The organism is Kribbella polygonati (assembly GCF_050320105.1).
Classification (GTDB): Bacteria; Actinomycetota; Actinomycetes; order Propionibacteriales; family Kribbellaceae; genus Kribbella.
The window spans coordinates 2195808-2208514 of sequence record NZ_CP190129.1 but is presented as its reverse complement, the minus strand read 5'-3'; the positions used below and the strand labels follow the sequence as shown (position 1 = coordinate 2208514).

General features: G+C 70.1%; 13 protein-coding genes. 5 read left to right on the top strand and 8 right to left on the bottom strand.

What is annotated here, in order from left to right:
- Position 1 precedes the first annotated feature (1 nt).
- The gene (locus ACQHIV_RS10435; protein ID WP_427893282.1) at positions 2-1057 is read left to right on the top strand and encodes a Gfo/Idh/MocA family protein; all 1056 of its coding nucleotides are present in this window, start codon (positions 2-4) and stop codon (positions 1055-1057) included.
- A 48-nt stretch (positions 1058-1105) separates the two neighbouring features.
- Here ACQHIV_RS10435 and ACQHIV_RS10430 read toward each other — a convergent pair whose 3' ends face one another.
- Positions 1106-1915, bottom strand: coding sequence for a phosphotransferase (locus ACQHIV_RS10430; RefSeq protein ID WP_427893281.1), 810 nt, complete (start codon positions 1913-1915; stop codon positions 1106-1108).
- Between the two features lie 123 nt (positions 1916-2038).
- On the opposite strand from ACQHIV_RS10430, the gene ACQHIV_RS10425 reads away from it, so the two are divergent.
- Together ACQHIV_RS10425 and ppk2 are read left to right on the top strand one after the other, a co-directional pair.
- Positions 2039-2665, top strand: a complete 627-nt coding sequence (locus ACQHIV_RS10425; RefSeq protein ID WP_427893280.1) for a class I SAM-dependent methyltransferase — start codon at positions 2039-2041, stop codon at positions 2663-2665.
- A gap of 51 nt (positions 2666-2716) precedes the next feature.
- Positions 2717-3625 carry a polyphosphate kinase 2 gene (ppk2, locus tag ACQHIV_RS10420; protein WP_427893279.1) on the top strand — a complete coding sequence of 303 codons (909 nt, stop codon included), beginning with the start codon at positions 2717-2719 and terminating at the stop codon, positions 3623-3625.
- Here ppk2 and ACQHIV_RS10415 read toward each other — a convergent pair.
- The 5 genes from ACQHIV_RS10415 to ACQHIV_RS10395 all read right to left on the bottom strand — a co-directional run bounded on the left by ACQHIV_RS10415 (position 3622) and on the right by ACQHIV_RS10395 (position 8161).
- Positions 3622-4719 carry a glycoside hydrolase family 3 N-terminal domain-containing protein gene (locus tag ACQHIV_RS10415; RefSeq protein ID WP_427893278.1) on the bottom strand — a complete coding sequence of 366 codons (1098 nt, stop codon included), beginning with the start codon at positions 4717-4719 and terminating at the stop codon, positions 3622-3624. The two genes, ppk2 and ACQHIV_RS10415, sit on opposite strands and share 4 nt — an antisense overlap.
- A 74-nt stretch (positions 4720-4793) precedes the next feature.
- Positions 4794-6293, bottom strand: coding sequence for a sensor histidine kinase (locus tag ACQHIV_RS10410; protein ID WP_427893277.1), 1500 nt, complete (start codon positions 6291-6293; stop codon positions 4794-4796).
- The gene (locus ACQHIV_RS10405) at positions 6293-6994 is read right to left on the bottom strand and encodes a response regulator transcription factor (protein ID WP_380192571.1); all 702 of its coding nucleotides are present in this window, start codon (positions 6992-6994) and stop codon (positions 6293-6295) included. The genes ACQHIV_RS10410 and ACQHIV_RS10405 overlap by 1 nt, the downstream gene beginning before the upstream one ends.
- 89 nt (positions 6995-7083) lie before the next feature.
- Positions 7084-7614 carry a hypothetical protein gene (locus tag ACQHIV_RS10400; protein ID WP_427893276.1) on the bottom strand — a complete coding sequence of 177 codons (531 nt, stop codon included), beginning with the start codon at positions 7612-7614 and terminating at the stop codon, positions 7084-7086.
- 61 nt (positions 7615-7675) lie between these two features.
- Positions 7676-8161, bottom strand: coding sequence for a DUF456 domain-containing protein (locus ACQHIV_RS10395; RefSeq protein ID WP_427893275.1), 486 nt, complete (start codon positions 8159-8161; stop codon positions 7676-7678).
- Positions 8162-8203: 42 nt separating this feature from the next.
- On the opposite strand from ACQHIV_RS10395, the gene ACQHIV_RS10390 reads away from it, so the two are divergent.
- A complete protein-coding gene (locus ACQHIV_RS10390) occupies positions 8204-10198 on the top strand; it encodes a glycogen debranching N-terminal domain-containing protein (protein WP_427893274.1) in 1995 nt (664 codons plus the stop codon).
- On the opposite strand, the gene ACQHIV_RS10385 is transcribed toward ACQHIV_RS10390, so the two are convergent.
- Entirely contained in the window at positions 10159-10782 is a 624-nt protein-coding gene (locus ACQHIV_RS10385) for a LysE family translocator (RefSeq protein WP_427893273.1), read from the bottom strand. The genes ACQHIV_RS10390 and ACQHIV_RS10385 overlap by 40 nt on opposite strands.
- A 78-nt stretch (positions 10783-10860) precedes the next feature.
- On the opposite strand from ACQHIV_RS10385, the gene ACQHIV_RS10380 reads away from it, so the two are divergent.
- Positions 10861-12336, top strand: coding sequence for a PLP-dependent aminotransferase family protein (locus tag ACQHIV_RS10380; protein ID WP_427893272.1), 1476 nt, complete (start codon positions 10861-10863; stop codon positions 12334-12336).
- A gap of 93 nt (positions 12337-12429) precedes the next feature.
- On the opposite strand, the gene ACQHIV_RS10375 is transcribed toward ACQHIV_RS10380, so the two are convergent.
- The gene (locus ACQHIV_RS10375) at positions 12430-12660 is read right to left on the bottom strand and encodes a DUF7455 domain-containing protein (protein WP_344195631.1); all 231 of its coding nucleotides are present in this window, start codon (positions 12658-12660) and stop codon (positions 12430-12432) included.
- Positions 12661-12707: the final 47 nt, after the last annotated feature.

The following is a 12707-nucleotide window of genomic DNA, read 5'->3' as shown; positions in this document are numbered from 1 at the left end:
CATGACGACGCGAATTGCAGTGATCGGGCTCGGCTCGATCGCTGTCGAGCACCTGAGCGCGTACCAGAAGAACCCGCGGGCCGAGCTCGTCGCGGTGTGCGACGTCGACCTCGAGCGGGCGAAGGCGCGCGGTGAGCAGTTCGGGGTCGAGCGGGTGACCGGCGACCCGGAGGAGATCTTCTCCGACCCGAACGTCGACGCGGTGAGCGTCTGCGTGCCGAACACGCTGCACGCCCCGATCGCCGAGGCGGCACTGCGGGCCGGCAAGAACGTGCTGGTCGAGAAGCCCATGACCGTGACGGTGCCAGAGGCCGAGGCACTGGTGAAGGCGGTCGAGGAGACCGGCAAGGCACTGCAGATCGGGTACGTACGCCGGTACGCGCCGAACGCCCTGGTCACCAAGAGGTTCCTCGAGGCGGGCGAGTTCGGCACCATCTACGCTGCCCGTGCGACGCTGCTGCGGACGGCCGGCAACCCGGGCGGCTGGTTCGGCGACGTGGAGCTGTCCGGCGGCGGCCCGCTGATCGATCTCGGCGTCCACATCATCGACCTGTGCTGGTACCTGATGGGGATGCCGAAGCCGGTGTCCGCGTCCGGTGCGACATTCGCGCCGCTGGGTGCGCGCGACAACATCCAGAACCTGACCCGGTACAAGGCGGCCTCGGCGGCGCGGCCGAACACGGTCGAGGACTACGCGACCGCGCAGATCCGGTTCGAGGGCGGGGCGGTCCTCGACGTGGACACCTCGTACTCGCTGCACGCACGCAACGAGCTGAGTGTCCGGATCCACGGCGACAAGGGCGGCGCGGAGATCGAGCCGGAGCTGCTGATGGTCACCGAGCGGCACGACACGCTGCTGCACGTGCAGCCGCAGATCGACTCGCTCGGGTTCGACTTCAAGGTCGGGTTCGCGAACCAGATCGACCACTTCCTGCAGATCTGCCGCGGCGAGATCCCGGCCGACGCGACCGCCGAACAGGGCCTGGAGATGGCCAAGATGCTGTCCGCGATCTACGAGTCGGCGAAGGCCGGCGCGGAGGTCAAGATCGCCCACTGACGCCGGGTTGCCCGAGGCTTGTTGCCTCGGGCAACCTCAGGGTGGCGGTCAGCTGAGCAGTGCGGACGTGAGGGAGTCGGCGTTCTCCTCGAGCCAGGTCTGGCGTCGCCGGATCGTGTCGCCGACTCCCTCGCTCCACATCCGCTGCCAGCCGCCGCCGAGCGTCTCGGCGCGGTACTTCATCGTGTGCCAGCCCCGCTCGTTCCGGGCGATCGTCAACGGCAGCGCGCGCTGGCGGTCGGCGTCCGGCAGGCCGTACGCGTCGGCGAGCAGCCGGCCGCGCCGCGGCTGGTCGAGGCCGCGGAACTCGGGGTCCAGATCGGCCTGCACGCCGAGCGGCGCCCACCACAGCATCAGGTTGACGAAGTCCGACAGCCGGCTCACCGGCCGCGCCAGGTCGAAGTCGATCAGCGCGTACGCCCGGCCGTCCCGGAACACGACGTTCTCCGGCGTCACGTCCTGGTGCCCCACCAGCTCCGGCGGATCGTCCAGCGCCGGCAGCCCCGGCGGCTCGATCGGCGCGGGCAGGTTCCCGGGTACGCCGAAGCCCTCGACCGCGTCGTGGTACGCCCGCAGCAGCCGCGCGACCGACAGCATCCGCTCCTCGTCGGCGATCCACGCCGGCCGCGGCCGACCGACCACCTCGCCCTCGATGTACGACAGCGCGTGCCGCCCCTTCGAGTCGACGCCGAGGAACCGCGGCGCGCCGTCGAACCCCGCCTTCTCCAGGTAGCGCAGTAGCTCGCGAACCATCTCGGGCCGCTCACCCGGCGGGCGCCGTACGGTGTCGCCGACCCGCACCAGCCCTTCGGTCACGTCGCCGCCGACCAGCGGGATCTCCTCGCCGTCCTCGATCACCAAAACCTCATTCCGGTGGGGTCTGCCTGGGGGGATTTGATCCTAGGCCGTGGAGGCAACCGGCTTTTGCCGGTCCGGCAAGATTGTTTGCCGGAGGGCTGTGTGGTGGCGGACGATCGCGGTATGACGACCGAACAGTTGCCCGATGAGTTCTGGAACGCCTTCTACTCCGAGCACGAGCAGATCTGGAGCGGCAAGCCGAACGTCGCGTTCGCCGAAGAGGTGGCCGGGCTCGCGCCGGGGCGGGCGCTCGATCTCGGCTGTGGCGAAGGGGCCGACGCGATCTGGCTCGCGGAGCGCGGGTGGACGGTGACGGCCGTCGACATCTCGACGGTCGCGCTGGGGCGGGCCGCCGAGCACGCCAAGTCGGCGGGTGTCGGCGAGCGGATCGACTGGCAGCAGCACGAGCTGGGCAGTTCGTTCCCCGACGGGGAGTACGACCTGGTGTCGGCGCAGTTCCTGCACTCGAAGACCGACCTGCCGCGGGACGGCATCCTGCGGCGCGCGGCGGCCGCTGTTGCGCCGGGCGGCGTACTGCTGATCGAAGGGCACCTCGGCTTCCCGCCCGGCGAGCACAACCCGCACCCGGAGATCCACTTCCCGGAACCCGCCGAGGTGATCGAGAGCCTCGCGCTGCCCGAGGGCGAGTGGGAGACGCTCGTCAGTCGCGCCCACGACCGCGCGCAGGTGATGCGGGACGGCGTACCGGTCAATCGGCGGGACTGCACGGTGAAGCTGCGCCGTCGCTGAGACGTGCTCGCTGTTCATCTGGAGGTCACCATCGCAGCGGATTCTGGGGGCATGAACACGCCTGATCTGGTGCAAGAGCTCGGCTTCCGCGTGCTGGACGAGGAGGACGACGACCCGGTGCTGCTGCGCGCCGACGGTACGCCGGTGGACACGTGGCGCGAGGGATACCCGTACGCCGAACGGCTGCCGCGGGAGATCTACGACCGCGACAAGCGGCTGCTGCAGATCGAGCTGCTCAAACTGCAGTACTGGGTGAAGCGCTCGAAGCAGCGGCTGGTGATCGTGTTCGAGGGGCGCGACGCGGCGGGCAAGGGCGGGACGATCAAGCGGTTCATGGAGCACCTGAATCCGCGCGGGGCGAGCATCGTCGCGCTGGAGAAGCCGACCGAGCGCGAGCAGACCCAGTGGTACTTCCAGCGGTACGTCGCACACCTGCCGGCGGCGGGGGAGATGACGCTGTTCGACCGGTCCTGGTACAACCGCGCGTGCGTCGAGCACGTGATGGGGTATTGCGACCAGGAGCAGTACGAGGAGTTCATGCGGCAGGCGCCCGAGTTCGAGCGGATGCTGGTGCGGTCGGGGATCAAGCTGGTGAAGCTGTGGTTCTCGGTGTCGCAGGCCGAACAGCAGACCCGCTTCACGATCCGCCAGATCGATCCGGTACGGCAGTGGAAACTGTCGCCGACGGACCTCGCGTCGCTGGACAAGTGGCAGGCGTACACGGAGGCGAAGGAGGCGATGTTCCACTACACCGACACGGAGCACGCCCCGTGGACGGTTGTGAAGAGCAACGACAAGAAGCGCGCCCGCCTGGAGGCCATGCGGCACGTCCTGTCGTTGTACGACTACACAGACAAGGACGAGGAACTGGTAGGCCACCCAGACCCAAAGATCCTAGGCCCAGCCGCCCAGGTCCTGGAACACGGCGAGTCAGCCACGCGCACCTTCCCGAAGCTCTAGATCAGCCCCATTCGCTGTTTGGCGGACACGACCAGCAGGGCGGCCGCGTTCACCTTCGCGCGGAACGCACTGTCGGTGTTCGCCTTCGCCAGGACCGCGGTGACCATTGCGGGTACCTGCGCCGGGTCCGTCATCAGGACGAGGTCACCGCCGGCGTTGATGAAGTTGATCGCGCGAACCGCCGGGGACCACGCCTGAACCTGCCTGGCGGCGAGCGAGTCGCTCATCACGACGCCCCGGAAGCCGAGTTCGGTCCTGAGCATGCCGCCGATGATCCTGCTCGAGAACGCCGCCGGCACCCGCGGCGCGATCTTGTTGTAGTCGGCCAGCGACATCATCACGAACGGCGTACCGGCCTTGACCGCCGCGCGGAAGGGCGCGAGGTAGGGATCGTTGTACGTCGTAACGTAGTCGGTCACGCCGGTCGACACGTCGGTGTTCGCCGTGACCCGGCCGAGTCCCGGGAAGTGCTTGATGCTGGTCGCCACACCCGCACCGAGCATGCCCGACAGGAACGCGTCGCCTCGACTGGTCACGACGGAGGTGGTGTACCCGAATTCCCGACGGTAGTAGCCGATCGGCTTGTTCGTGAAGCGCATGGCGTACGGGACGGTGTCCATGACCGGGGCAAGGTTCTGGTTGACACCGGCCAGGCGCAGCTGACGCCCCCAGAGCGCCGCATCGGTGCGCAGTGTGCTGGTCGACCAGGTGCCCTGGGTCAGTGCGGACGGCATCCGCGAGAAGCCGGGGCCTTGCAGCACCTGGACGCTGCCGCCCTCCTGGTCCGTGGCGACGAACAACGGCACGCCCAGGGTCGCCGCGTACGTCGCTCTGCTCTGCAGCCTGCGTGTGACCGCCAGCGTCGCGCTCCGGCCGATGGTGCTGCGGCCGGTCAGCATCACCGAGCCGACGTGGTACTTCGAGATCGCGAGGTACGTCGCGGATCCCGGGCCGGTCGCGGCGCCGCCGACCATGAACAACTGCCCGACGCGCTGGGCGAGCGTCATCCGGGAGAGGACCGTGGAGGCCCCGCCGGCCGGTGCCGCTGCGGCGGAAGGTGATCCGGTCGTGACCGTCGTACTCACGACGAGCATGAGTGCCAGCAGACTGGCGCCAAGACGAACTCTGGCCATGTCTTGTTGGACGCCGGATCGGCCCCAGTAGTTGTCTAGGGCGTCAGGGGGAGGTGGACGGTGAAGGTGGCGCCGTGGGGTTGAGCGTCGGTGGTCGTGACGTGCCCGCGGTGGGCGGCGACCAGGGCGGCGACGATGGAGAGGCCTAGGCCGGAGCCGCCGGTGGTGCGGGTGCGGGCGGTGTCGGCTCGGTAGAAGCGTTCGAAGACTCGGGCCTTCTGTTCGTCGGAGAGGCCGGGGCCGGTGTCGCTGACCTCGAGGATGGCTTCGGTGCCGCGGGTGCCGACCGACACCGTGATGGGGGCGTCGACGGGGGTGTAGTTGAGGGCGTTGCTCACCAGGTTCCCGAGCACCTGGCGGAGCCGCGCCTCGTCACCGTGGACGACAGGCGCCTCCGAGCCGGGAAGGATCGTCAACGACAGCGGACGTTCCGGCTGGATCGCCTGCGCGTTGTGCAAGGCATCAGCAGCGATGGGAAGCAGATCGACCGACTCCATCCGCAGCGGACGCTGCTGGTCGAGCCGCGCCAGCAGCAACAGGTCGTCGACCAGCAGCCCCATCCGCTTCGCCTCGTCCTCGATCCGCCGCATGGTGTCCGAGTCCGTCGTATCGCCCCGCTGCCGCGACAGCTCGGCAAACCCCCGGATCGACGTCAACGGCGTACGCAGCTCGTGCGACGCGTCCGCCACGAACCGCCGCATCCGCTCCTCGGACTGCCGCGCGGCCTCCTCCGACTGCCGCGCCGCATCCTCGGAACGCCGCGCCGCCGACTCCGACGCGGTACGTTGCGCGAACGCGGTCTCGATCTGCCCCAGCATCTGGTTCAGCGCGAGCGACAACCGCCCCACCTCGGTCCGCGGATCCCGCTGCGGCACCCGCCGGCTGAGATCCCCGCCCGCGATCGCGACAGCGGTGTTCTCGACGTCCTCCAGCCCGCGCAGACTCCGCCGTACGACGAACGTCCCGACGCCGGCGAGCAGTACGAGCAGGATGACCCCGGCCGCGGCCTGGATGCCGATCAGCCGCTGGATCGTGTGGTCCATTTCCTTCAGGCTCTGCGCGACCATCACCGATCCGGAGCCGTCGTCGGTCTCCACCGCGAGCACCCGCCAGGTCACGCCGCCGGACTGGGCGTCGACGTTGAACGACTTGGCGTCGAGCGCGCGGACCTGGTTCAGGTCCAGGGTCGGCAGCTTCGGCAGCGGCTCGGTCTCGTCCGGCCGGTACCCGACGGGGCCGAGGTCGCTGACGCCTTCGGAGTTGCTGAACTGGACGACGAACTGGCTCGGCAGCTGCCGTCGCACCGGACCACCGGCGCCGGGCGGCAGCGGGCGGCGGTCGGACGGCGCGTGCGCGAGCGACCTGGCGGTCTGCTGCAGCTGTTCATCGACGCGGTCGATCAGGTAGCCGCGCATGATGGTCGTCGACAGTACGCCGGACGCGGCCAGCGCGAGTACGACCAGCGCCAGCAGTACGACGACGATCGTGACGCGCAGCGGGTACCGGTCGGTGAACCGCCGGTGACTCAGTGGCATCAGTTGGGGCCTCGTGGGGTGCGCAGTACGTAGCCGACCCCGCGGACGGTGTGGAGCAGCTTCTGGTCGCCGGTGTCGACCTTGCGGCGCAGGTACGACATGTACGACTCGACCACGCCCGCGTCGCCGGCGAAGTCATAGTTCCACACCGCGGACAGGATCTGCCCCTTCGACATCACCCGCTCGGCGTTCTCCAGCAGGCAGCGCAGCAGCTTGAACTCGGTCAGCGACAGCTGCACGGCCTTGCCGGCCTTGAACACCTCGTAGCTGTCCTCGTTGAGCTCCAGGTCCGCATACCGCAGTACGGCGGCCTCGGTCGCGGTCTCCTCGCGGTGACCGGAGCGCCGGAGCAGCGCCCGTACGCGGGCGACCAGCTCGTCGAGGCTGAACGGCTTGGTGACGTAGTCGTCGCCGCCGGTCTGCAGCCCGAGCACCTTGTCCTCGACCGCGTCGCGGGCGGTGAGGAACAGCACCGGTACGTGCCGGTCCTCACCGCGCAGGCGGCGGACCACCTCGAAGCCGTCCAGTCCGGGCATCATCACGTCGAGTACGACGAGGTCGGGCTCCACGTCCCGCGCCTTGCGCAGCGCCTCGGCGCCGTGGGTCGCCGTGGTCACGTCGTACCCGGCGAAACGCAGACTCGCGGACAGCAGCTCGACGATGTTCGGTTCGTCGTCGACGACCAGCAGATGCGGACTCATAGTGACAGTGTGCCGTCGGCAACCGTGCGAATCCTGGAAGCTTCCTGGCAATCGCCTGTGAGTCGCCGGGACGGCTACTGTCAGCCTGATCAGCGTGGGCCGTGCTTGAAGCCCCAGCTCTGGCCGGCGGCCTGACGGACCGTACCGTCGTTAACCCGGATGGCGGTGGCGTTACCGTTCGTGACGACGGCCTCTACGTTCACCGTATTGCCGGTCTTCACATCGCCGATGCCGTTGCGGGCAGCGTTCACCATCGTGTTGGACGTGAGCGTGTACGTCCGGCTGTACCCGTCGGCGCTCTTGACCGTGAGCGAGTCGTTGCTGACGGCCGTCACCTGACCGCGCTGTACGGCGATCGTCTCGTAGCCACCGCCGTCCTGCTGTACGACGAACTCGCCGTGCAACGCCCCGCCGAGCCCGAACTCGCCGCGGAACCCGCCGCGCCCCGGACCGCCGCCCGGCTTCTGGTTCTGGTTCGGCTGCGAGGGAGACGCGGACGGTGAGGCCGACGGCGTCGGGTCCGCGTTGCTCGCGGCCCAGGCAACCCCGCCGGCGGCGGTGGTCACGACGACCGCGGCGGCCGTGCCGATCAGGCGCCACCGCTTCTGTGAGAGCTTCATCGTTCCAGCATGCAGCCGCCGGCTAAGAACGAGCTGGCAATCGGCTAAGAACCGGGCCGCGTCAGACGACGAAGAGCACCGCGACCAGCCAGACCGCGGCGGCCAGCGACGTACCGAGCAGCTCGATCAGGATCGACACGCCGGTCTCGCGGAGCGCGTGCTTGGTCGAGGTCCAGGCGGCGCCGTGCGCGCGCAGGCGCTGCGCCTCGGACAGGTAGACGCCGAGCGGGAACCCGACGAACATCCCCACCAGCGGGATCACGAAGAACCCGACGATGCCGAGCAGTACGCCGAAGATCATCGACCGCCGCGGTACGCCGGCCTCCCGGAGCCGGCGCTCCGGTACGACGTACTTCACCACCTGGCTGGCACCGATCAGCACCACGCAGACCCCGAACACCACCCATCCGGTGGCGCTCCGTTCGACGATCGCCCAGACCAGGATCGCCGCCAGGCTGAGCAACGCGCCGGGCAGGACCGGCAGCACGATGCCCGCGATCCCGACGAAGATCGCGATCCCGGCGAGGACCGTCACGGCAGTCTGCATACCCCAACTCTCTCGCACCTCAGGACCTTTTAGGGTGGGGACATGTCCTCCCAGCTCCACGAACTCGTCACCGCCCTGGCCGCTCCGTGGGTGATGCTGTCGCCGCGATCAGGTCAGCTCACCGGTTCCGGGGCAGAGGGCGTGTACGCCCGGGACCGCCGGATCCTGTCCCGGTTGAGCGTCACGGTCGACGGCCGGGAGCCGGTCCCGGTGCACGTCGACGAGCAGGGCGCCGCGACGCACCAGTACGTCGCGATGCTCGAAGGACTCGGCGACACCCGGCACGACCCGACCGTGATGCTGTACCGCACCCGCACGGTCGACTCCGCCGGCCTGACCGAACGGATCACGCTCGTGAACCGTTCCCGGACGGCGGTCGACTGCCGCCTGGATGTTGCCCTCGGCACCGACCTGGCCGGCACCGCGGCGGTCCGCAGCGGCGCCGCGGCGAGCCTGCCCGAGCTCGCACCGCTCCCGGACGGCCCCGGCCGGATCCGCTGGCAGAACGACGACACCCGCGTCGTCGTCACCGCCGACCCCGGCGTCTCGGCCACGCCGCACGTCGAGCCGGGGGAGGAGTTCACGCTGACCTTGCGGGTCGCGGCGGACTTCCCGCCGTCGACGACGGGCTTCTCGATCGAGCCGCCGGCTGAGCGCACGCCGTACGACGTCACGCTGCTGTGCGACGACAAGCGGGTCGAACGCTGGCTCGAGCGTTCCCTGGAGGACGTGACCGCGCTGCAGCTCGCCGACGGCGACGACCGCTACCTCGGCGCCGGCCCGCCCTGGTACCTGACGCTGTTCGGCCGCGACTCGCTGATCTCGTCCGGCATGCTGATCCCGGTCGACCCCGCGCTGGCCGCCGGGACCCTGCGTGCGCTGGCCGCCCGGCAAGGGACGAAGGTCGACGTCGACACCGCCGAGCAGCCGGGCAAGATCCCGCACGAGCTGCGCGCCGAGGTCGCCGACCACGGCGGCGGCCTGGTCCTCCCGCCGGTGTACTACGGCACGCACGACGCGACCCAGCTGTGGATCACCACGCTGCACAAGGCGTGGCGCTGGGGCATGCCGGCCGACGAGGTCCGCGACCTGCTGCCGAACCTGCAGCGCGCGCTGACCTGGATGAAGGAGTACGCCGACCCCGACGGCGACGGCTTCCTCGAGTACGTCGACGAGTCGGGCCACGGTCTCGCGAACCAGGGCTGGAAGGACTCCGCCGACGCCGTGCAGTGGCCGGACGGCACGCTCGCGGCCGGGCCGATCGCGTTGTGCGAGGTGCAGGGGTACGCGTACGCGGCAGCGGTCCGCGGCGCCGAGTTGCTCGAGGCGTTCGGTACGTCCGGCGACGAGTGGCGCGCCTGGGCGGCCGCATTGCAGGAGCGGTTCCGGGCCGCGTTCTGGGTCGACGGCTACCCGGCGATCGCGCTCGACGGCGCGAAGAACCCGGTCGCCGGCCGCGCGTCGAACATGGGCCACCTGCTCGGCACGGGCCTGCTCGACGCGGACGAGGAGCGGACCGTGGCCGCCGTACTCGCCGGTGCCGACCTGAACTGCGGCTTCGGCCTCCGAACGTTGTCCACGGCAATGACCCGCTTCAACCCGCTCGGCTACCACACCGGCAGCGTCTGGCCGCACGACACCGCGATGACGATCGAGGGCCTGTTCGCGGCCGGCTACCCCGAGATCGCGTCGTCGTACGCCCAGGGCCTGCTCCGCGCCGCGGAGGCGTTCGGCTACCGTCTGCCGGAGCTGTACGGCGGCCGCGGAACCGACGAGGAGAGTACGCCGACCCCGTACCCGCTCTCGTGCCGCCCGCAGGCCTGGGCCGCCGCGTCTGCGGTTGCCGTCCTGGTCGCCGCCCTCGGCATCGAACCCGACGTACCGGGCGGCACCCTCGTCATCAACCCGGCGTCCGTAGCACCGTGGGAACGCCTTGAACTCAAGGGTTTGCGCGTCGGCGACGACGTACTGACCATACGGGTTGAGGGTGACGAGGTTCAGAGTGTGAGTATGGCGGCCGCGGCGAGGGTGAGGTAGACGGCTGCGGCGAGGCGGTTGCGCCGGCGGGTGGTCGTGCGGGTGGAGCGGAAGCTGCGGCCGATGGCGTCGGCGCCTAGGGCGTAGCAGAGGTCGAGGGTGAGGCCGATGAGCAGCGTGCCGGTGCCGAGCAGCAGCATCTCGGTGCGGAGCTGGCCGGGGCCGGCGCCGCGGGTGGTGAACTGGGGGAGGAACGCGAGGAAGAACAGCGCCGCCTTCGGGTTGAGCAGGTTGACGACGACGCCGTCGCGGAACACCCGGCCGAGCGGCGCCGCCTGGATCCCGGCGGTGTGTTCGTCGGCAGGCGCCAGCAGCAGCCGGATCCCGAGGTACGCCAGGTAGCACGCGCCGGCGACCGTGATCGCGGTGAACAAGGTGGGAGAGGCCTGCACCAGCGTCGCCAGCCCGAGCGCCGTCACGACGATGTAGACGAGAGTCCCGGTCTCGACCGCCAGTGCCGACACGACACCCGCACGCCGGCCCTGCGTGAGGCTGCGCAGCGAGATGTAGAGGTTGTTCGGTCCGGGCATTCCCACCAGCACCACCGTCGCGCCGGCGAATCCGGCGACCTGTCCGATCCCCACGTGACCTCCTGTTGGACTGCTTCCGCGTACTAGCCTGGCGGCGCACGAAGCAGTCCACCCGAGCCAATAAGAGGAGAAGTGGACCGTTCTGGAGACGCGGGTGCGCTGGCCGACCTGATCGGCCACCGGCTGACCGGCCGCACCGGCGGCCTGTACCGGCGGCTCGCCGACGAGCTCGCCGCGCTGATCGGCTCCGCGGAGCTCCCGGTCGGCGCCCGCCCCCCGGCCGAGCGCCGTCTGGCCGAGGCGCTGGCGGTCAGCCGCTCGACGGTCGTCGCGGCGTACGACGAACTCCGCGCCCGCGGCCTGGTCGAGAGCCGCCGCGGCAGCGGTACGACGGTCGCCCGCGCCGCCGGCCGCGGCCGTTCACGAGCGGACAAGCGGATGCCGTCCGGGTACGGCGAGTCGCTGTTCCACCGCATCACGGTCGGCCCGGGCGAGGTGATCTCGCTGACGTACGCCGTGGATCCCGGGCTGCCCGAGCTGTCCGCGGAGCTGATCGAGCTGGCGTCGACCGACCTGCCCGAGCTGCTCGGCCATGTCGGGTACCACCCGCGCGGTCTGCCGGTACTGCGGGAGCGGATCGCCGAGCACTTCACCGGGTCGGGGCTGCCGACGGCCGCGGACGAGATCGTCGTGACGACCGGCGCGCACCAGGCGATCGCGCTGGTCACGCAGATGTACCTGCGCAACGGCGCGGCGGTCGCGATCGAGCAGCCGAGCTGGCCGGGGTGCTTCGACCTGTTCGGCGCGGCCGGCGGGCGGGTGGTCGGCGTACCGCTGGACGACGCGGGGATCCGGCCGGACCTGCTCGGCGCGGCGTTCGCGGAGCATCAGCCGGCGATGCTGTTCGTGATGCCGACGTTCCACAACCCGACCGGGCGGCTGATGTCGGCGGCGCGCCGGCGGCAGGTGGCGGAGATGGCGGCGCGGCACGGGGTCGTCGTGGTCGAGGACAACGCGTACTCGGCATGGGACCCGTCCGGTCCGGAGATCCCGCCGCCGCTGGCGGCGTACGCGCCGGACGCCGCGGAGGTGCTCACGATCGGGTCGGTGTCGAAGGCGGTGTGGGGCGGTCTGCGGATCGGCTGGATCCGGGCGTCGCGTCCGTTGGCGGAGCGGCTGGCGCGGCACAAGGCGCTGGCCGATCTCGGCAGCCCGGTGATCGATCAGGCGCTGACCGCGCGGTTGCTGCCGCGGCTGGGTGAGCTGACGGCGGCGCGGGCGCGGGTGGCGACGGTACGTAAGAAGGTGATGGGGGAGCTGCTGACCGAACGGCTGCCGGAGTGGGAGTGGTCTGCACCGGTCGGTGGCTCCGCGTTGTGGATCCGGTTGCCGGACACGGATGCCCGCGTGTTCGCGCAGGTCGCGTTGCGGCACGGCGTCGAGGTGGTGGCCGGACAGGCGATGGACCCGACCGGCGAGCACAACGACTACTTACGGGTGCCGTTCGCCTACTCGGAGCAAGTGCTGGACGACGCCGTCACCCGGCTCGCGCGGGCCTGGCAGGAGCTGCGCCGGCATGGGCCGGGTCCCGAAGTGCCTGTGGTGTAAAAGAAAGGATGGCGGCCACCCTCACAGGTGTACCGCCATCGAAGCCTTCATGACTTTGGCGCCGTCGTTGGCGCGTTTGGAAACTGCTTGTGGTTACCGCTCGTCGTCCACCGCGATCGTCGGGGTGGCTTCGAGCCGACCGGTCTCGTCGTGGATCGTGATCGCGATGTCGCGCAGTTTCTCCGAGTGCTCCCGGCCGTGGTGGGCGCAGAAGAGCAGTTCCCCACCGCTGGTCAGGGTGACTCGGACGTAGGCCTGCGCACCGCAGCGGTCACAACGATCCGCGGCCGACAGGGCCGAACTCGGGGCGAGTGCTGTAGTCATTGAGGCCTCATCTCATCTAGTTCCGTACTCACCAGATAGCAACATCC

Coding starts and splice junctions, on each gene's coding strand:
- ACQHIV_RS10415 (WP_427893278.1), bottom strand. CDS start 4,719: ATGCTCGTCGTGAGTACGACGGTCACGACCGGATCACCTTCCGCCGCA.
- ACQHIV_RS10395 (WP_427893275.1), bottom strand. CDS start 8,161: ATGCAGACTGCCGTGACGGTCCTCGCCGGGATCGCGATCTTCGTCGGG.
- ACQHIV_RS10410 (WP_427893277.1), bottom strand. CDS start 6,293: ATGCCACTGAGTCACCGGCGGTTCACCGACCGGTACCCGCTGCGCGTC.
- ACQHIV_RS10390 (WP_427893274.1), top strand. CDS start 8,204: ATGTCCTCCCAGCTCCACGAACTCGTCACCGCCCTGGCCGCTCCGTGG.
- ACQHIV_RS10400 (WP_427893276.1), bottom strand. CDS start 7,614: ATGAAGCTCTCACAGAAGCGGTGGCGCCTGATCGGCACGGCCGCCGCG.
- ACQHIV_RS10425 (WP_427893280.1), top strand. CDS start 2,039: ATGACGACCGAACAGTTGCCCGATGAGTTCTGGAACGCCTTCTACTCC.
- ppk2 (WP_427893279.1), top strand. CDS start 2,717: ATGAACACGCCTGATCTGGTGCAAGAGCTCGGCTTCCGCGTGCTGGAC.
- ACQHIV_RS10435 (WP_427893282.1), top strand. CDS start 2: ATGACGACGCGAATTGCAGTGATCGGGCTCGGCTCGATCGCTGTCGAG.
- ACQHIV_RS10375 (WP_344195631.1), bottom strand. CDS start 12,660: ATGACTACAGCACTCGCCCCGAGTTCGGCCCTGTCGGCCGCGGATCGT.
- ACQHIV_RS10405 (WP_380192571.1), bottom strand. CDS start 6,994: ATGAGTCCGCATCTGCTGGTCGTCGACGACGAACCGAACATCGTCGAG.